At 71.0% G+C, this 17996-nt stretch carries 17 protein-coding genes and 2 pseudogenes; 9 read left to right on the top strand and 10 right to left on the bottom strand.

Translation table 11 applies throughout. From position 1 onward, the window contains the following. Positions 1-50: 50 nt before the first annotated feature. Together ABD249_RS07035 and ABD249_RS07030 are read right to left on the bottom strand one after the other, a co-directional pair. Positions 51-1151 (bottom strand): phosphatase domain-containing protein, encoded by a 1101-nt coding sequence (locus tag ABD249_RS07035; protein WP_344342047.1) that lies wholly within the window; start codon positions 1149-1151, stop codon positions 51-53. Next, positions 1148-2038, bottom strand: a complete 891-nt coding sequence (locus ABD249_RS07030; protein WP_344342045.1) for a diacylglycerol/lipid kinase family protein — start codon at positions 2036-2038, stop codon at positions 1148-1150. Before ABD249_RS07030 ends, ABD249_RS07035 begins: the two co-directional genes overlap by 4 nt. Before the next feature lie 124 nt (positions 2039-2162). Between ABD249_RS07030 and ABD249_RS07025 the strand changes: the two genes are divergently transcribed. Further along, positions 2163-3221: a trans-sulfuration enzyme family protein gene (locus ABD249_RS07025; protein WP_344342043.1), complete on the top strand. Its 1059-nt coding sequence runs from the start codon at positions 2163-2165 to the stop codon at positions 3219-3221. 117 nt (positions 3222-3338) lie between these two features. Further along, positions 3339-5702 carry an ATP-binding cassette domain-containing protein gene (locus ABD249_RS07020; RefSeq protein WP_344342040.1) on the top strand — a complete coding sequence of 788 codons (2364 nt, stop codon included), beginning with the start codon at positions 3339-3341 and terminating at the stop codon, positions 5700-5702. Positions 5703-5744: 42 nt separating this feature from the next. On the opposite strand, the gene nhaA is transcribed toward ABD249_RS07020, so the two are convergent. The 7 genes and pseudogenes from nhaA to ABD249_RS06985 all read right to left on the bottom strand — a co-directional run. Then, complete coding sequence (nhaA, locus tag ABD249_RS07015) at positions 5745-6998, bottom strand: Na+/H+ antiporter NhaA (protein ID WP_344342038.1); 1254 nt, start codon at positions 6996-6998, stop codon at positions 5745-5747. A 136-nt stretch (positions 6999-7134) separates the two neighbouring features. Then, positions 7135-7449: a hypothetical protein gene (locus tag ABD249_RS07010; protein WP_344342036.1), complete on the bottom strand. Its 315-nt coding sequence runs from the start codon at positions 7447-7449 to the stop codon at positions 7135-7137. 135 nt (positions 7450-7584) lie between these two features. After that, positions 7585-8280 carry a potassium channel family protein gene (locus ABD249_RS07005; protein WP_344342033.1) on the bottom strand — a complete coding sequence of 232 codons (696 nt, stop codon included), beginning with the start codon at positions 8278-8280 and terminating at the stop codon, positions 7585-7587. Further along, positions 8273-9574, bottom strand: coding sequence for a TrkH family potassium uptake protein (locus ABD249_RS07000; RefSeq protein ID WP_344342030.1), 1302 nt, complete (start codon positions 9572-9574; stop codon positions 8273-8275). The genes ABD249_RS07005 and ABD249_RS07000 overlap by 8 nt, the downstream gene beginning before the upstream one ends. 325 nt (positions 9575-9899) lie before the next feature. Then, positions 9900-10094: pseudogene (locus ABD249_RS06995) on the bottom strand (recombinase family protein); the annotation flags it as partial. Between the two features lie 186 nt (positions 10095-10280). Next, on the bottom strand, positions 10281-11093 hold the full coding sequence (locus tag ABD249_RS06990; protein WP_344342027.1) for a CPBP family intramembrane glutamic endopeptidase: 813 nt from the start codon (positions 11091-11093) through the stop codon (positions 10281-10283). A gap of 554 nt (positions 11094-11647) precedes the next feature. Further along, positions 11648-11793, bottom strand: a pseudogene (locus ABD249_RS06985) (ferredoxin family protein); the annotation flags it as partial. A 49-nt stretch (positions 11794-11842) separates the two neighbouring features. On the opposite strand from ABD249_RS06985, the gene ABD249_RS06980 reads away from it, so the two are divergent. From ABD249_RS06980 to ABD249_RS06955, 6 genes are all read left to right on the top strand, one after another. Then, positions 11843-12283, top strand: a complete 441-nt coding sequence (locus tag ABD249_RS06980) for a MerR family transcriptional regulator (protein WP_344342024.1) — start codon at positions 11843-11845, stop codon at positions 12281-12283. Next, positions 12280-13266, top strand: a complete 987-nt coding sequence (locus tag ABD249_RS06975; protein WP_344342021.1) for an arsenic resistance protein — start codon at positions 12280-12282, stop codon at positions 13264-13266. The genes ABD249_RS06980 and ABD249_RS06975 overlap by 4 nt, the downstream gene beginning before the upstream one ends. Before the next feature lie 186 nt (positions 13267-13452). Then, positions 13453-13935, top strand: a complete 483-nt coding sequence (locus ABD249_RS06970) for a MarR family winged helix-turn-helix transcriptional regulator (protein WP_344342018.1) — start codon at positions 13453-13455, stop codon at positions 13933-13935. After that, on the top strand, positions 13932-14390 hold the full coding sequence (locus tag ABD249_RS06965) for a nitroreductase family deazaflavin-dependent oxidoreductase (protein WP_344342015.1): 459 nt from the start codon (positions 13932-13934) through the stop codon (positions 14388-14390). The genes ABD249_RS06970 and ABD249_RS06965 overlap by 4 nt, the downstream gene beginning before the upstream one ends. A 277-nt stretch (positions 14391-14667) precedes the next feature. Beyond that, positions 14668-15639 (top strand): arginase family protein, encoded by a 972-nt coding sequence (locus ABD249_RS06960; RefSeq protein WP_344342012.1) that lies wholly within the window; start codon positions 14668-14670, stop codon positions 15637-15639. A gap of 135 nt (positions 15640-15774) precedes the next feature. After that, a complete protein-coding gene (locus ABD249_RS06955) occupies positions 15775-16083 on the top strand; it encodes a hypothetical protein (RefSeq protein WP_344342009.1) in 309 nt (102 codons plus the stop codon). A 145-nt stretch (positions 16084-16228) separates the two neighbouring features. On the opposite strand, the gene ABD249_RS06950 is transcribed toward ABD249_RS06955, so the two are convergent. Beyond that, positions 16229-16570 carry an ArsR/SmtB family transcription factor gene (locus ABD249_RS06950; protein WP_344342006.1) on the bottom strand — a complete coding sequence of 114 codons (342 nt, stop codon included), beginning with the start codon at positions 16568-16570 and terminating at the stop codon, positions 16229-16231. An 84-nt stretch (positions 16571-16654) separates the two neighbouring features. Between ABD249_RS06950 and ABD249_RS06945 the strand changes: the two genes are divergently transcribed. Beyond that, positions 16655-17962, top strand: coding sequence for an NAD(P)-binding domain-containing protein (locus ABD249_RS06945; protein WP_344342003.1), 1308 nt, complete (start codon positions 16655-16657; stop codon positions 17960-17962). The last annotated feature ends 34 nt before the right edge of the window (positions 17963-17996 follow it).

Here is a 17996-nt window from a genome sequence, read left to right as displayed (position 1 = left end):
CGCTCGCCGGTCCGGACGGCCGGACCGGGCCAGGGCCTTGGCCAGCTGGGCTATGCCTGCACCTCGCGCTCGGCGGTCGCGACGAGCGATGCACGGGACGCCTCGCGAGGACCGTCGCCGGCGAGGCCCTCGAGCACGGCGGCGTGCACGCGGGCGACGCCCTCCTCCGACACCAGCCCGAGGCCGCACGCGAGCCGCGCCGCCCCCGAGTACGTCTCGAACGTCGAGATGCCCTGCCTCGACCAGCGTCGGCGACGCCCCGCGTCGACGCCCGTGACGTCGTGGATGAGCACGCGCGCGACGAAGTCGGGCGCGCGCGCGACCATCGCGGCGCCGACCTGCGGGTCGGCCTGCCCGGAGTCGCCGACGAAGAGGTACCGGCACTCGGGGAAGAGCTGCCGCTCGTGCTCGAAGTTCTGCAGCTTGCGCGCCGCGATCGACGCCTTCGTCACGAGGTTGAAGAACGAGCCGCCGAGCACGGCGTGCGGCGGCAGCCCGAGCGGTGCGAGCGCGTCGCGCGTGTACTGCTCGATGAGCGCCTTCGGCCCCTCGGGCCGCGCGGTGACGAACGTGAGGTCGCCGGGCCTGCTGGGCTCGGCGGCCGCGCCGTTGTCGAGCTCGGTGAGGAAGGCGACGGCGCCGGGGTAGATCGTGCCGCGGGCGTACCGGCGGTCGTGCAGCATGCACTTGACGGTGTCGTCGATGTCGCTGAGGATGCGCAGCTCGTGGTCCTGGCGCTTGCTCGACTCCTCGGCGATGCGACGCAGCACGTGGCGGCGATCGGCGTGCGTCAGGCGCTCGAAGACGAGGTGCTCGAGGTCGTGGCGGTCGCCGGTGGCGTTGAGGCGGTACTTGAAGTCGCGGAAGGCCTCGCCCTCGAGCGCGTCCATCACGCTGCGGATCGCGCCGGAGAACGTCGCGCGATTGCGCACGGAGCGCATGGCGTGCACGACCTTCGCGAGCACCGCGGGGGAGAGGTCGCGCGCGCGGTCGAGGCACAGCAGCGCGACGAGCTCGGGCCTGCGGTCGTGCGCGAGCAGCGGGCCGTCGAAGCCCTCCATGAGGCGCTCGAGGTCGAAGCCGTCGAGCACGGCGTCGAGGTCGTCGGACTCGCGCAGCGTCGTGAGGATGCGTGAGCGGGCGTCGGTCATCGTGGTCCTCCAGGTCGGCGCACCAGCAGCACGCCGGGGTCGATCCATGCGTCGAGCGCCGTGATGCGCCCATGGGCGTCGCCGTCGATCTGCACGGGGATGCGGTCGGCCTCCAGGCGCACGCGGCGCCCGATGCGATGCGACAGCACGCCGCGCGCTCGCGCGAGGCCCATGCCCGACAGGGCGATGCGTCCCCAGTGCAGGATGCGCCGCGGCGAGACGGCAGCGACGTGCAGCAGGCCGTCGTCCGGGCGCGTGTCGGGCACGACGCGCAGCCCGAGCGTGATGCGCGCCGTGTTGTGGACGAGCACCGTCCACGCCTCGGTGCGCATCGGCGCCCCGTCGTCGATCGTGGCGCGCACGGGGATGAGCGGACGCGCGAAGCGACGGGCGCCCGCCACGACGTACGCGCCCCATCCGAGCCGTCGCTTGCGGGCGAGGGAGGCCGCCTCGACGGCCGTCGCGTCGTGGCCGATGCCGACGACCACGAGGAAGACCCGCTCGGGATCCACCTGGTCGCCCGTCGTGAGGACGACGCGGCCGAGGTCGGTCGGCAGGGCGGCGGCGCCGAGCGCGAGGCGCGCGGCGGCGGCGAGGTCGCGCAGCGGCAGGTCGAGGTTGCGTGCGAAGAGGTTCGCGGTGCCCGCCGGCACGATGCCCATCGGCACGCCCGTGCCCGCCAGGCGGTCGGCGACGTCGCGGATCGTGCCGTCGCCGCCGACGACGATCACGGCATCCGTGCCCTCCGCGAGGGCTGCGGCGGCGATGGCGTCGGCGCGGTCGTCGCCCGTCCAGCGCACGTCGAGCCCGCCGCCTGCGGCGACCTCGAGGGCGCGGACGCCGCGGATCGAGGCGCGCGCGATCGGGTTCGCGATGACCACCGGCACGCACCGAGGCTAGCCGCCCGTGCCTGGACGGCTGCGCCACGCGCCGCTCCGCCGGCCGCGGCGCGGACCGCGATGCGCCGCGTGGATCGCCGCGGCGGGGCACCGCACGTCGTAGCGTGGGAGCGTGACCCACGCGAGCCAGCATCCCGCCACCATCGCCGTCACGGCCGGCCGCCCCGCGGCCGAGCCGGACCAGCCGCTCAACGTGCCCGTGACGCTCGCGTCGTCCTACGTCGCGGGCGGCGACCTCGAGTACGCGCGCTACGCGAACCCGACGTGGACGGCGCTCGAGGATGCGATCGGCGCCCTCGAGGGCGGTCGTGCGCTCGCGTTCGCCTCCGGCATGGCCGCCGTCGCCGCCGTGCTCGACCAGGTGCCGGTCGGCGGGCGCGTCGTCGTGCCGCGGCACGCGTACCAGGGCTCCCTCGGTCTCCTCGAGCAGCACCGCCTCGCTGGGCGCATCGAGCCGCAGCTCGTGGACGTCGAGGACGCGTCCGCCGTCGTCGCGGCGATCCCCGGGGCCGCGCTCGTATGGATGGAGACGCCCACGAACCCCGCGCTCGAGGTCGCCGACCTGCAGCGCATCGTCGCGGCCGCCAAGGAGGCGGGCGTGCCCGTCGCCGTCGACAACACCTTCGCGACGCCGCTGCTGCAGCGCCCGCTCGAGGACGGCGCCGACGTCGTCGTGCACTCGGCGACGAAGCTGCTCTCGGGCCACTCCGACGTCATCCTCGGCGCCGTCGTGACGCGCGACGACGACTGGCTCGCCCGACTGCACGCGAACCGCTCGCTGCACGGCGCGATCCCGGGCCCGTTCGAGGCGTACCTCGTGCTGCGCGGACTGCGCACGCTCGACGTGCGGCTCGAGCGGGCGCAGGCGACGGCGAAGGTCGTCGTCGCGGCGCTCGAGGCGCACCCCGCCGTCGTGCGCGTGCGCTACCCGGGCTTCTCGACCGTCGTGTCGTTCGAGCTCGAGTCGGCCGAGCGCGCCGATCGCGTCGTCGCCGCCGTGCGCCTCGCACGGCACGCGACGAGCCTCGGCGGCGTCGAGACGACGCTCGAGCGCCGCCGTCGATGGGCGAGCGAGTCGAAGAGCATCCCCGAGGGCCTCGTGCGCCTGTCGGTCGGCATCGAGCACGCCGACGACGTCGTCGCCGACCTGCTGCAGGCGCTCGACGCCTGATCGCGGGCCCGTCCCGCCGCGCATCGGTGGACGGGCCGGCCGCACGTCGGCCGTCGGCCGTACCATTCGGATGCGCGCCGCGTCCGTGGCGCGGTCAGCGACGACCGACGGAGCAGCATGAGCGCCTCCCAGCACCCTGCCGACGGCCACGACGTCATCCGCGTCCTCGGCGCGCGCGAGAACAACCTGAAGGGCGTGTCCGTCGACATCCCGAAGCGGCGCCTCACGGTCTTCACCGGGGTGTCCGGCTCGGGCAAGTCCTCGCTCGTGTTCGGCACGATCGCCGCCGAGTCGAAGCGCATGATCGACGAGACCTACCCGGCGTTCGTGCAGGGCTTCATGCCGTCGCTCGCCCGGCCCGAGGTCGACCGGCTCGAGGGCCTCACGACGGCGATCATCGTCGACCAGGAGCGGCTCGGCGCGAACCCCCGCTCGACCGTCGGCACCGCGACCGACGTCAACGCCATGCTGCGCATCCTCTTCTCCCGCCTCGGCGACCCGCAGATCGGCTCGCCGAACGCGTTCTCCTTCAACGTGCCGAGCGTGAAGGTCTCGGGCACGATGACGATCGAGCGCGGCGAGGGCTCGCAGTCGATCGAGCGCTCCGACACGATGCTCGGTGGCATGTGCCCCCGGTGCGAGGGCATCGGGCGCGTCAACGACATCGACCTCGCGCAGCTGTTCGACGACTCGCTCTCGCTCGCCGACGGCGCGATCACCGTGCCCGGCTACACGCCGGACGGCTGGTACGTGAAGATCTACACCGAGTCGGGATTCGTGCCCGGCGACGTGCCGATCCGCGACCTCACGCCCGAGCAGCGCGAGGCGTTCCTCTACAAGGAGGCCACGAAGGTCAAGGCCGCCGGCATGTCGATGACGTACGAGGGCCTCGTGCCCAAGCTGCAGCGCACGCTGCTGTCGAAGGACGTCGACGCGATGCAGCCGCACATCCGCACGTTCGTCGAGCGGGCCGTGCGCTTCCTGCCGTGCCCCGACTGCGAGGGCACGCGCCTGTCGGCATCCGCACGATCGTCGCGCATCGCCGGACGCTCGATCGCCGACGCCTGCGCCATGCAGATCAGCGACCTCGCCGAGTGGGTGCGCACGATCGACGACGCCTCCGTTGCCCCGCTCGTGCAGTCGCTCGCGCAGACGCTCGACTCGTTCGTCGCCATCGGCCTCGGCTACCTGTCGCTCGACCGCTCGTCGGGCACCCTCAGCGGCGGGGAGGCGCAGCGCACGAAGCTCATCCGTCACCTCGGCTCGGCGCTCACCGACGTCACGTACGTCTTCGACGAGCCGACCATCGGCCTGCACCCGCACGACATCCAGCGCATGAACGACCTGCTGCTGCAGCTGCGCGACAAGGGCAACACCGTGCTCGTCGTCGAGCACAAGCCCGAGACGATCGCGATCGCCGACCACGTCGTCGACCTCGGGCCTCGCGCAGGCACCGAGGGCGGCGAGATCCAGTTCGAGGGCACCGTCGAGGCGCTGCGCGCATCGGACACGCTCACCGGCACGCACCTCGACGACCGCGCGTCCCTCAAGCCCGCGGTGCGCGACCGGTCGGGCGCGATCGAGGTGCGCGGCGCAACGGCGAACAACCTCGTCGACGTCGACGTCGACGTGCCCACGGGCGTCCTGACGGTCGTCACGGGCGTGGCGGGCTCCGGCAAGTCGTCGCTCGTGCACGGCTCGATCGGCACGCGCGACGGCGTGGTCACGATCGACCAGACCGCCATCCGCGGATCGCGTCGCTCGAATCCCGCGACCTACACGGGGCTGCTCGAGCCCGTGCGGAAGGCGTTCGCGAAGGCCAACGGCGTCAAGCCCGCGCTGTTCAGCGCGAACTCCGAGGGCGCGTGCCCGACCTGCAAGGGCGCCGGCCTCATCTTCACCGACCTCGGCCCCATGTCGACGGTGTCGACGACCTGCGAGGACTGCGGCGGCAAGCGCTTCATGGCGTCGGTGCTCGAGTACCGGCTCGGCGACCTCGACATCAGCGAGGTGCTCGGCCTGTCCGTCGCCGAGGCGCGCGAGTACTTCGCGCAGCCCGCGTCGAGGGTGCCGGCCGCATCCTCGATCGTCGACCGCCTCGCCGACGTCGGCCTCGGCTACCTCACCCTCGGCCAGCCGCTCAACACGCTGTCGGGTGGCGAGCGGCAGCGGCTGCGGCTCGCGGTGCAGATGGGCGAGACGGGCGGCATCTACGTGCTCGACGAGCCCACGACCGGCCTGCACCTCGCCGACGTGCAGCACCTGCTCGGCCTGCTCGACCGCCTCGTCGAGTCGGGCAAGACCGTCATCGTCATCGAGCACCACCAGGCGGTCATGGCGCACGCCGACTGGATCATCGACCTCGGCCCGGGTGCCGGGCACGACGGCGGTCGCATCGTCTTCGAGGGCACGCCCGCCGAGCTCGTCGCCGCGCGCTCCACCCTCACGGGCGAGCACCTGGCGACCTACGTCGGAGCCTGACCCGCACGGCAGCGCAGACGGATGGGCGCCCGCGGCGACAGGTCAGTGCTGCGACGCGCCCCGCTCGCCGCCGATGACCGGCCAGGGACGGTCGGGCACGCCGTCCTCGTTCATGTCGCGTCGTCGCGCACGGCGCGCATCCCAGCGCAGCTCGTGGGCGGCGAGGATGGCGGCGATGGCCGAGCCGACGAGGATCGCCAGCTTCGCAGCATCCGTGTGCACGGCATCCGGGAACGAGAGCTCGGCGATGAGCAGCGACACCGTGAAGCCGATGCCCGTGAGCAGCGCGATCGGACGGAGGTCGCGCAGCCCGATGCCGTCGGGAAGGCGCAGGGGAGTGAGGCGGGTCACGAGCGCCGTGACGCCGAGCACGCCGATGACCTTGCCGGCGAGCAGCCCGACGACGATCGCGATCGCGACGGGCTGGGCGATGAGCTCGCCGAAGCCCGCCGGCCCGATGCTGACGCCGGCGGAGAGGAAGGCGAAGACCGGCAGCGCGATCGCGGTCGAGATGGGACGCACCACGTGCTCGTAGCGGTGGGTGCGCGGCTCCGCCTCGCCGTGCACCGCGGTCGCGGGCACGACGGCACCGAGCATGACGCCCGCGACGGTGGCGTGCACGCCCGACTCGTGCATGAGCGCCCAGGCGACGACGGCCACCGGCAGCAGCAGCCACCACCGGGCCCACCGCGTGCGCACGAGGACGGCGAAGACCGCGACGCCCGCGATCGCGCCGACGAGGGCGAGGAGGCTGATCGACGCCGTGTAGACGACGGCGATGACGAGGATCGCGAGGAGATCGTCGACCACGGCGAGGGTCAGGAGGAAGGTGCGCAGGGGCACGGGCAGCCCGCGACCGAAGACCGCGAGGATGCCGAGCGCGAAGGCGATGTCGGTGGCCGTGGGGATGGCCCATCCGGTGAGCGCCTCGGTGTCGCCGGAGATGAGGACGATCGCGACGTAGATGACCGCCGGCGTCGCCATGCCGCCGATCGCGGCGAGCACGGGCACCGCGGCCTGCCGTGGATGCCGCAGGCTGCCGGCCGCGATCTCGTGCTTCAGCTCGACGCCGACGACGAAGAAGAAGATCGCGAGGAGGCCGTCGGCCGCCCAGGTCGTGAGCGAGAGGTCGAGGTGCAGCGCCGCAGGACCGACGACGGTCGAGGAGAGGGCGGCGTAGCCCTCGCGCCAGGGTGAGTTCGCCCAGATGAGGGCCGCGGCCGCTGCGATCAGCAGCAGCGCACCGCTCGTGGTCTCGAGGCGGAGTGCGGCGCCGAGGCGTGCACGGCGGGTCATGGGGCTGTCCATCGGGGTCCTTCGATCCGATCACCGCCGCGTGGACACGCGGCGAGCCGACCAGGCTTCCCGGCGCACCACGGACGAGTCTACCGGGCGAGCGGCGTCGGCACCCGAGGTCGGGGCCCCGGTGGCGCTACTCGGTGGTCGCGACCGGACGGGCGTGCGAGCGCCGTCCGCGGAAGGTGCCGATGAGCACGAGGCCGTCCTCGCCGACGCCGGGGGAGGAGTCGCGCGACGTGATGACGGTCGCGCGGTCGTCGTCGGTGCGGACCAGCCGTCGGCGTCCGGCCCGCAGCCAGTCGAGCTCGTCGAGTCGCTGCTCCGCGTGCTCCTCGGGCCGCACGTGGAGCGCGAGGTGGCGTCGCCATGCCTCTGCCGCTGCGTGCGGCGAGACGGTGCCCACCGCGGCGATGCCTTGCTCGGTCATCACGATCATGACGTGCTCCATCCCGTCCTCCTCCAGGTGCGCGCTCCCAGGACGACGCATCCGTCATGGTGTTCGGAGTCGGCGGGGGACAGGATGGGCGCGATTCGGGCAAAAGATGCTGAGTTCTTGTCACCCGATCGCGTGGGCATGCGATGGCTAGGCGTCCTCCGCGCGCATCGTGGCGACGCGTGCGGCGAAGGCCTCCACGTCGAGGGTGGGCCCGGCGACGAGCATCGAGCCGTCGGGGGAGAGGCGCGTCTCGGCGTTCGCGTTGCGCAGCGCCTCGCCCTGGCGGACGGCGACCACGACGACGCCGTGCTCCTTCTGGATCGCGAGCTCCCGCAAGGGGACGCCTGCGAGTCGACGAGGCACCCGCACGACCATCGCGCCGTACGCGCCGTCGACCTCGAGGAAGTCGTCGGACGAGCCGCGCACCATGTGCGCCACGCGACGGCCCATGTCGGCCTCGGGGCTCACGACGTGGTGCACCCCGAGCTGCTCGAGGATGACGGCGTGCTGCGGCGAGATGGCCTTCGCCCACAGCTCGCCGACGCCGGCGCGCAGCAGCTGGCTCGTCGTGAGGATGGATGCGGTGACGTCGGAGCCGATCGCGACCACCACGCGTGCGTACTCGCCGAGGCCGAGCTGCTCGATGACGGCGGGATCCGTCGAGTCGCCCTGGACGACGTGCGAGAGCGTGCCGTGCAGGTGCTGCACGACGTCCTCGCTCGCGTCGACTCCGAGCACCTCGGCACCGTGCTGCGCGAGCTCGATCGCCAGTGCTGTGCCGAAGCGCCCGAGCCCGACGACCGCGATCGCCGAGTCGTGCCGTGTGCGTCGTTGCCTAGCCAATGAGTGGCCTCTCCTTCGGGAGCTCGAATGCGCGCCGGCTTCGGCGCAGGGCGATGGCGGTCGCGACCGTCGCGGGTCCGACGCGTCCGAGGAACATCAGCATGACGAGGATGAGCTGGCTGGGCCAGCCCAGGTCGGCGGTGATGCCGGTCGAGAGGCCGACGGTCGCGAACGCGCTCACGGACTCGAACAGGACGGCCTCGAACGGCTCGTCGGTGAGCACGAGGATCGCGAGGGTCGCGGCGACGACCAGGCCGACGGCGAGGAGGGCGACGGTAATCGCCTCGCGGTGCACGGCGCGCGAGACGCGTCGTCCGAAGGCGTGCACCGTGCCGTCGCCGCGGACCTCGGCGAGGATGATGAACAGCAGCACGGCGAACGTCGTGAGCTTGATGCCGCCGGCGGTGCCCGCCGGCCCGCCGCCGATGAGCATCAGCACGTCCATGACGAGCAGCGTCTCGGGTCGCATCTGCCCGATGTCGACCGCGTTGAACCCGGCCGTGCGCGTCTGGACCGAGTGGAACAGGCTCGTGAGGATGCGGCTGCCCGTGTCGAGGGTGCCGAGCGTGCCGGGGTTCGACCATTCGAGCGCGCCGATGGCGAGGGCACCCAGGGGGAGCAGCACCGCGGTGCCTGCGAGCACGAGCAGCGCGTGCAGCGAGAGGATGCGCGAGCGCCGCGAGACGCGCTTGAGGATCTGCAGGATGACCGGGATGCCGAGCCCGCCGACGACGGTGGACACCATGAGCGGGATGCAGATGAAGGGGTCGTCGACGAATCCGATGAGGTTGTCGGAGTAGAGCGCGAACCCGGCGTTGTTGTACGACGACACCGCGTGGAACACGCTGAGCCACACCGCGTCGCCGAACGACTCGCCGTAGCCCAGCATGAAGCGCGGCAGCATGGCGAGGGCGACGGCCGCCTCCACGATGAGCGACGTCGCGACGATCGCGCGCACGATGCGACCGATGTCGCCGATGCCCTGGCTGTGCGTCTCGGCTGCCGCGCCGAATCGGGCGCCGATGGTGAGGCGTCGGAGCACGACCACGCCGATGAGCGTCGTGAACACCATGACGCCGAGGCCGCCCAGCTGGATGAGCGCGAGGATGACGCCCTGACCGAACGGCGTCCAGTACAGCGCGGTGTCGACGACGGTCAGGCCGGTGACGCATGCGGCGGAGACGGCGGTGAACAGCGCGTCGATCCACGAGGACGAGCCTTCAGGCGTCGACGAGATCGGCACGGCCAGCAGCGCCCAGCCGGCGAGGTTCAGCACGACGAATCCGACGAACACCCGCCGCGCCGGATTCGGACGTGCGCGTGCGACGGGACTCGACCACGGCATGCGCACGATCGCTGACTGTACGCGCGTGCGCGCTGCGGTGTCGTCACGGCTCGCGGCGGGCTCGGTTCGGCGGGCGGGCCACGGGCCCCGCTCGCCGCGGTTCCCGTACGCCGATAATGCACATTATGTCGGTTCGAAAGAGGGATGAAGCACTCACTACTTGTTGATACGCCTCCCGCACGCGAGGGCCGCTCTGCGGGAATCGGCTCTCGACCGGCGTTTTCCTTGATCGGACGGCAACGCGCGACCCCAACTCGCCGGCTCGGGTGGTGCAGATGTCTCGTGCGTCGGGAAGGGAGCGTGCAAGTCGGTCGAGCTTCGCGACGACGAGGGTGTCGCCTTGCCGGCACGCGGCGAGCGCTTCGCGGAGACCGGGGCGAGCACTATTGGTGCCGGTGAGCCCTTGGTCGACGTGGACCTTTCGAGAGTCGACGCGGAGCGCGACGAGATATCCAGTCGAAGTGAGCAGAGTACCCCTCCTCGCTTGCTTGGCAACCAGGACGGCCGGCCCGATGGCCTGCGCTCAGTTACGCACCTCCGTGCCTGCCGCGTGCTCCAACGGTGTCGGGACGCGCATCGGTGAGCCGTTCGTACCGATCCCATTCGCCCGTTCGTGCTGAGGAATGTCGTCAGCGGGCGGTGGGTCGCTCGCGACTCAGACGATCGACGCGGTGCTCGCCAGGCGCGCAGCGCTGCGGCGCTCGGTAATGAGGAAGACCACGAGCAGCACGACGCCGACGAGGACCACGACGATGTTGCCGAGCTGTGCGAGCGACGCGAGCGGGCCGGTGAGTGGGTAGGTCCCCTGCATGAAGATGCTGGGGTCGGTGCTGGCGTGCAGCAGGATCGGCGCGACGATCGTGCGAGTGACGCGGAGCGCGAGGTACATGCAGAAGCCGAAGAAGAAGGTGTAGAGGATCTGCAGCGCAGTCGACAGCAGCGGCTGGCCGAGGAAGAGGTTCGACGCGTGCAGCAGCGCGAACAGTGCCGCGGACACGAGGCCGACGGCAATCTCGGACCGCCCGGACGAGCGCATGATGCGCACGACGTATCCACGGGTCAGCAGCTCCTCCGTGAAGCCGATGAGCAGCCCCGCGAGGAGCCAGGCGGCGACCCAGTCGAACCCCGCCGCTGCGTAGTCGATGCTCGCGAAGCGCATGACGTTGAACAGCAGCACCACTGCGACCGCGATCCACATCCATCCGCCGCCGCGGATCGACTGCCGAGCGAAGGTGCTGCGGAGCCAGCGGACGCTCGCGCCGAAGCCGACCAGGATGAGTCCGCCCATCAGGATCGGGACGACGAGCAGCACCACCACGTAGCTCGCCGACTCGGCACCGCCGATGAACGGCACGAACGGGGCCATGAGCAGCGACGCCGACTCGTAGAGCGCGAGGTAGCCGACCGCGAGGATGAGCGCCTTCCACCACCTCCCGCGATCCCAGAACTCCACCCACGACTTCCGCACGCTCGCCACCTGGACTCCACTCGATCGCATCGTTCCGCGCCACCGTATCGCGATGCCTGTACATCTGAGGCGTCAGTACCTCGCAGCCGCGGGCGGGCGCGTGAGGCCGCCGTTCCAGGCGCTGGGATCCGATGGTGGGGCGCGGTCCGTGAAGGTACGCGCGCTCGGATCGCCCACCACACTGGGCCAGAAGCACAGGATCCGGCTTGGTTCCCCGGCCGAGCGCCGTTGAGACCTCAGCAGCTCGGCGCCGCGGGAGTCAAGAGCCCGCTCCTCGCGCACCTCCCGGTATTGGCTGGCTCGAGCTTGCGGAACGCTGAGCGTGCTGCGCCAGGAACGGCAACTGTGGTCAGGTCGATCCCCTGCCTCGTCGGGCGGCACTCACGACCTACGTTGACATCCCAGATATCCAGTCGAAGTGCGTAGTACCCCTCTCTCGCTCGTTCGGTAACGGCTGAGCCGTCCGCCGTACGTCAGCCACAAGCGCGCGCTGACCGGTTCTTCTTCACGTCGACGAGCTCAACCTGCGCCGCAGTAAATGTCCTCGACGGTCACACGGGTTCGCACGCCTCGCAGTCGACGCACGCGTCGGGTCGATGTGCAGCATCCGCTCGCCGTCGGAGATGCAGTCGACGGGGCATTCGTCGATGCACGTGCGGTCTTTCACGTCGAAGCATGGGAGCGCGATCACGGAGGTCATGCCCGCGAGACTAGACATTGCACTCGACTTCAAGGTCTAGCCTTCGACCGTGCGGATCTCCGAGGTGTCACGGCTGAGCGGGGTGCCCGCGAGCACGTTGCGGTACTACGAACGGATCGGCCTGATCGCATCCGATCGCGAGCTCAACGGATACCGCGACTACGACGCCGAGGTCATCGATCGCCTCGCGCTCGTCGACGGCGCCAAGCAGCTGGATCTGTCGCTGCCGGAGATCGCAGAGCTGCTGCGCGCGGTCGACGGCGACACCTGCACGCAGGTGCGCGAGTCGCTCCGTCCTCGTCTGGCGAAGCGACTGAGCGAGGTCGACGATCGACTCGCGATCCTCCAACGTCTCCGAGACCGACTCCTCGCAGCCTCCCGCCGAGTCGATGCCTGCCCTGACAGTGGGGACCAGTGCCGAACGGAATGCATGCTGATGCGCGAACGACCGTGCGAACCGCGCCCCAGCCGGTCGGGCATCGGTCGATGACGGCCCGCATCGTCGAGGCATGGGACCGGCAGCAGGTGCCGCTCTACCTCGTCGCCATCGCGGCAGGAGCGATCGCCGGACTCAGCGCCCCGCAGATCGCGCCCACGCTCGAGCACGCGATCGAGCCCGTGCTGATGCTGTTGCTGTTCGCGACGTTCCTCGGCGTACCGCTCATCGAGGTCGGCCGATCGTTCAAGGACGGACGCTTCCTCATCACCGTGCTGCTGGCGAACTTCCTCATCGTGCCGGCGATCGCATGGGCACTGTCCCGATTCGTCGCAGACGATCGCGGGCTGATGCTCGGTGTGCTGCTGGTCCTCCTCACCCCGTGCATCGACTACGTCATCGTGTTCACCGGACTCGCCGGCGGCGCTCGCGCACGCCTGCTCGCCGCCGCACCTCTGCTGATGCTCGTCCAGATCCTGCTGCTCCCGCTCTACCTCCTGCTGTTCGCCGGCACCGACGTGCTCGACATCATCGACCTCGCCCCGTTCGCCGAAGCGTTCCTGCTGCTCATCGTCATCCCGCTCGGGGCCGCCGCGCTCGTGCAAGCGATCGCACGCCGTCACCGCGCAGGCCGAGCGATCGCAGTGGCCATGGCCGGCGCCATGGTGCCCCTCATGATGGCGACGCTCGCCGTCGTCATCGGCTCCCAGGTCGCTGCCGTCGGCGCGCAGATCGCCGCACTCGCACGAGTCGTGCCGCTCTACATCGCGTTCGTCGTCATCGCCGTTCTGGTAGGCATCCTCGCGGGCCGTGCCGGTCGGCTCGACGTGCCGGGCACCCGCGCCACGGTGTTCTCCGCCGCCACGCGCAACTCGCTCGTCGTGCTGCCGCTCGCGCTCGCACTGCCGCCGTCGCTCTCGATCGCTCCCCTGGCCGTCGTGACGCAAACGCTCGTCGAGCTCATCGCGGTGGTCGTACTCGTCCGCATCGTCCCTCGACTCGTGCCGACGCATCCAGCAGCTCACGACCTAGGTTGATATCCCCGTGAGCAACCGAAGCAGTGGCTGCAACCCAGAATTGGCGACGAAGCCGCAGATCGCGCCAGCGCCTACAGCCTCGTCGCCATAGCCTCTGCGACGTGCTGGCGAGGCGCCCCTCGGACTAGTCGACTTCACGTCGACGCCCGGCTCGTTGATGACAATGTGTTGTCATAGACTGGTGCTATGCGGACTCCCCAGCACGACGAGCACGGTCCACCGCTCCAGGACTTGATCTTGAGTGTGTTCCAGTTGAGCAACGTGCTGACGGCGTCGGGCGATCGACTCGTGGCCGACCTCGGATTGACGTCCGCGCGTTGGCAGGTCCTGGGGGCCGTCACCCTCGGTCCCCCGCAGTCGGTCGCCTCGCTCGCGCGCGACCTCGAGGTCTCACGCCAGAACGTGCAGCGCATCGTGAATGACCTCGTGCGCGACGGCTTCGTCACGTTCGAGTCGAACCCGAAGCACCGCCGCGCACAACTCGTGGTCATGACGACGCAAGGGGCCGGCGTCATGGCGGCCGCCGCGACGCGCGCACGCCCGTGGGCCGAGCATGCCGGAGCGGCGCTGACTCCCGGCGACATCGACACTGCCCGCCGGGTGCTGCACGCCATCGGCGCAGCCGTTCAGGGCTACGACCATCACGAACCTCACGAGGAGAGCGCATGAACCGCCGTCCTGACCTCCCGCCGATGCTGAAGTACGGCAACGCACTGGTCAAGCTCTTCAACCGCCTCGGCATCGCTGCTGGCCCACCGCGCATTCTCACCGTGCCGGGACGCAAGAGCGGAGAGCCCAGGTCCACGGCGGTGTCGCTCGTCGCGCTCGACGGTTCCCGCTACGTGGTCGCTGGCCGACGCATGGAATGGGTGAAGAACGTCCGCGCCGCCGGCGAGGGCGAGCTCAAGCACGGTCGTCGTCGTGAACGCGTGGCGTTCACCGAGCTCCCCGAGGAAGAGCGCGGGCCCATCTTGCGCGCCTATTGGCACCAGCACAGCCAGGGACGCAAGGTCGCCGCGCGCATCTTCGAGGTCGGCGAGAACGCCGGCCCGGACGACTTCGCAGCTGCAGCACCCCGCTGCGTCGCCTTCAGGGTCGAACCCGCGGGCTCCCAGATTCGATAGGGCTGCGCACTCCGCCGCGACCGGCCGGACGGTCACGACCTACGTTGATATCCCCTAGATCCAGTCGAAGTGATGTTGTGAAGTAGTTCGATTTGTCTTCGGGGCACTTGGCCGCTGGTTTCTCATGCGTTGATGCATGTGATGCACTATCGTTTCGAACTACTTCGCCGCGTGGTTGTCGTCGGGTCAAGGCTCAGTCTCCGCGAGTTCACGACGTCGACGGTGAACCCGTGCGCAAGGCCTGGAGCGATCCGCCGTCGACGGCTTGGCTGTGTCGATGGCTTCGACTCCCCCAGGTGCTGTCCACCGCGATGTCGCGACCACTCCGTTGACCGTGCTGGGCGTGCCGAACAGCGCGAGCGCGTACTGCGTGGGGGTCGAGAGGGCGCCAGCAGCGATGCGCGAGGCGGGGCTCGTGGAGGCGCTGCGCGCGACCGGCCTCGAGGTGGTCGATGCGGGCGATCTCACGATGCGGCGGTGGCGACCGGATCCGAGTCACCCGTTCGCGCAGAACGTCGATGAGGAGGCGCGTGCGACCGCCGAGCTGGCGGGGGCCGCCGGCAGGCTGCTCGGAGAGGGGCGTCGGCTGCTCGTGCTCGGCGGCAGCTGCGTCGTCGCGGTCGGCATGTGCGCGGGCATGCGGATCGCGGGCGCGCGTCCGCAGCTCGTCTACGTCGACCGTCACCTCGACCTGAACACGCCTTCTTCGACGGCAGAGGGGTCGCTGAGCTGGATGGGCATGGCGCACGCACTGGGTCTCGAGGGCGCGGCGCCCGAGCTCGTGGATGCGACGGGCCGCACGCCAGTCCTCTCTCCGCGCGACCTCGTCTACCTCGGGGCCGACCCGACGAACGAGACGACGCAATGGGAACGCGATCGGATCGACGAGCTCGGGATCGAGGTCGTCGACCAGGCGGCGATGTGCGCGGACCCGGCGCACGCCGCCGCGCGCGCAAGAGCGCACCTGACCGACGAGCCGTTCGTCGTGCATCTGGACGTCGACGTCCTCGACTTCCTCGACGCCCCGATCGCTGAGAACGTGAACGGCCGCAACAGCGGGCCGACAATCTCAGTGCTCGGGCGATCTCTCGCCGTGCTGATCGGAGATCCGCAGTGCTGGGGCCTCTCGATCGGCCAACTCGATCCGAACCACGCCATCTCGGACCCCACCGCGCTCCCCCGGCTGATCGCGACTCTCGGCGCCGCTCTCACGCCCGCCCCTTCGGCCGATGGCGAGCTCACGACCTAGGTTGATATCCCCGATATCCAGTCGAGGTGGGTAGAGGCGATGGCGACCTCTTGGCACGCCTCCCCGCGTGCCGAGGTCGCCCCTCAGCCAACCCCGCACGAGCAGCACGCGCGTCGCTCGGCCTACGCTCATCGGATGAGTCCGTATCTTCCTGGTTCGCGCGGCACGCAGCCCTGCCCGAACTGCGGCGGCGCGGTCGCCCAGTCCGACCGGTATCCCTCGTATCTGTGCCTCGAATGCGAGGCTCGCGCAGTCGATGCGAACGGCGCACGCGTGGCTGGATCGAACGCGTCGTTCGGCGGAGGGTTCGTGTTGCACTGGCCGGACGGCGAGCACGAACCGCTGCCCTGCATCTCGGCGCTGGTGTGGGTCGACGGACGCGAGTGGGACTACTCCGAGGCGCGGTTCGGCGGAGTGCTGATCACGCCAGCGCGCAAGCGCTGACCGACGTCACGTCTGTGGATCTCGTGCAGCTCGTCGAGGACGCAACCGTGCAGCTCCTTCGGACCGCGACGGCCCTCCTCTGCTCCGGCCGCCCGTGGTCGGGCGCGGCGGTCGCTCACCAGCTCGGCGATCGACGCTTGAGCGCTCAGAGCGCGCGCACGGATGCCGCGACGCGCTCGAGCGCGCCGTCGGCGATCGCGTAGTACGCCCACCTGCCGCGCTGCTCGCGCGTGACGAGGCCCGCGCTGCCGAGGATCTTCATGTGGTGCGACACGGTGCCTTGCGAGAGGCCGACCGGGTCGATGAGGTCGCAGATGCAGGCCTCCCCGCCGTCGCTCGACGCGATGAGCGAGAGCAGGCGCAGTCGCGTCGGATCGCCGAGCGCCTTGAACGCCATTGCCAGGTGCTCCGCCTGCTCGGGCGGCATCGCCGACGCCGTGGCAGGACTGCAGCACGCGGCGGCGATCGTCGTGGCGGATGCGCTCATGCATCCATCGTGACAGATGCATTGACATCCGTCGATGGATAGCGCACGGTTGACGCATCGACCTCCTTCGATCCGAGGAGTGGCATGTCGGACCTTCCCGTCCTGGTCGTCGGCGCCGGGCCGCAGGGCCTCGCCGCCGCCGCGCACCTGCTCGAGCGCGGCCTCGAGCCGATCGTGCTCGAGCGCTGCGACGCGGCAGGGTCCGCCGTCGCCGAATGGGGTCACGTGCGCCTGTTCTCGGCCTGGCCAGAGCTCGTCGACGCCGCAGCGGCCAGGCTGCTCGCGTCGACGGGGTGGCACTCCCCCGCGCACGCCCATCCCACGGGCGCCGAGTGGGTGCGGGACTACCTGCAGCCCCTGGCGGACGCGCTCGGACGCCACGTCCGCTACGGCAGCGAGGTCACGAGCATCACGCGTCGTGGCCGCGACAAGGTCGTCGAGAGCGGCCGCGCGCAGCAGCCGTTCGTGGTCCGCGTCCGCGCGACCGACGGTGTCGAGACCCGCATCGAGGCGCGGGCGGTCATCGACGCCAGCGGCACGTGGTCGACTCCGGCGCCTGCGGGCGCGGATGGGGTGCCCGCCATCGGCGAGCGTGCTGCCGCCGAGCGGATCTCGTACCGCATCCCCGACGGAGTCGACGCGCTCGCCGGACGGCACGTGGTCGTGGTGGGCGCCGGGCACTCGGCCACGCACGCCGTGCTGCGCCTGTGCGACCTCGCCCGCCGCGAGCCGACGACGCGCGTGACGTGGGTGCTGCGCCGTGCATCGGTCGGGACGGTCTTCGGCGGGGGCGCGGCCGATGACCTGCTGGAGCGAGCGGTGCTCGGCGGCAAGGCTCGTCGCGCCGTGCAGACCGGCCGTGTGGCGCTCGAGACCGGCTTCCGCGTCAGCGAGATCCGCGCCGACGGCGATGCCGTCACGGTCGTCGCCGACGACGGACGCGAGCTGACGGACGTGGCGCAGGTCTTCGCGCTCACCGGGTTCCGACCCGACGTGTCGATCCTGTCGGAGCTGCGGATCGCGCTCGACCCGGCGCTCGAGGCGGTTGCGGGCATCGCGGCCGAGATCGACCCCAACCTCCACTCGTGCGGCTCGGTCGGCGCGACGGGTGCCGCCGAGCTCGCCCAACCCGAGACGGGCCTGTTCATCGTGGGCGCGAAGTCGTACGGGCGCGCACCCACGTTCCTGGCGCTCACCGGCTACGAGCAGGTGCGCAGCGTCGTCGCGCACCTCGCCGGCGACGAGGAGGCGGCAGCCCGCAGCGAGCTCGTGCTGCCCGACACCGGCGTGTGCGGCGGTGCCGGCGACTTCGACGCGCCGACCGGCGGCGGCTGCTGCGCCTCGCCGGCGCTCATGCAGATCGTCAGCGCACCCGCGGGCACGTCCGCCTAGGCGGGCTCGAGCCGGCCGGCCGGGTCGTCGAGCT

This window comes from Agrococcus versicolor (genome assembly GCF_039531815.1).
Classification (GTDB): Bacteria; Actinomycetota; Actinomycetes; order Actinomycetales; family Microbacteriaceae; genus Agrococcus; species Agrococcus versicolor.
Note: the sequence above shows the minus strand (reverse complement) of the source record. Positions and strands in the feature narration are given on the sequence as shown.

Bases quoted from the DNA above. Each gene is read 5' to 3' on its own strand.
- ABD249_RS07035 (WP_344342047.1), bottom strand. From the start codon at position 1,151: ATGACCGACGCCCGCTCACGCATCCTCACGACGCTGCGCGAGTCCGAC.
- ABD249_RS07020 (WP_344342040.1), top strand. From the start codon at position 3,339: ATGAGCGCCTCCCAGCACCCTGCCGACGGCCACGACGTCATCCGCGTC.
- nhaA (WP_344342038.1), bottom strand. From the start codon at position 6,998: ATGACCCGCCGTGCACGCCTCGGCGCCGCACTCCGCCTCGAGACCACG.
- ABD249_RS07010 (WP_344342036.1), bottom strand. From the start codon at position 7,449: ATGGAGCACGTCATGATCGTGATGACCGAGCAAGGCATCGCCGCGGTG.
- ABD249_RS06975 (WP_344342021.1), top strand. From the start codon at position 12,280: ATGACGGCCCGCATCGTCGAGGCATGGGACCGGCAGCAGGTGCCGCTC.
- ABD249_RS06970 (WP_344342018.1), top strand. From the start codon at position 13,453: ATGCGGACTCCCCAGCACGACGAGCACGGTCCACCGCTCCAGGACTTG.
- ABD249_RS06965 (WP_344342015.1), top strand. From the start codon at position 13,932: ATGAACCGCCGTCCTGACCTCCCGCCGATGCTGAAGTACGGCAACGCA.
- ABD249_RS06960 (WP_344342012.1), top strand. From the start codon at position 14,668: ATGGCTTCGACTCCCCCAGGTGCTGTCCACCGCGATGTCGCGACCACT.
- ABD249_RS06955 (WP_344342009.1), top strand. From the start codon at position 15,775: ATGAGTCCGTATCTTCCTGGTTCGCGCGGCACGCAGCCCTGCCCGAAC.
- ABD249_RS06950 (WP_344342006.1), bottom strand. From the start codon at position 16,570: ATGAGCGCATCCGCCACGACGATCGCCGCCGCGTGCTGCAGTCCTGCC.
- ABD249_RS06945 (WP_344342003.1), top strand. From the start codon at position 16,655: ATGTCGGACCTTCCCGTCCTGGTCGTCGGCGCCGGGCCGCAGGGCCTC.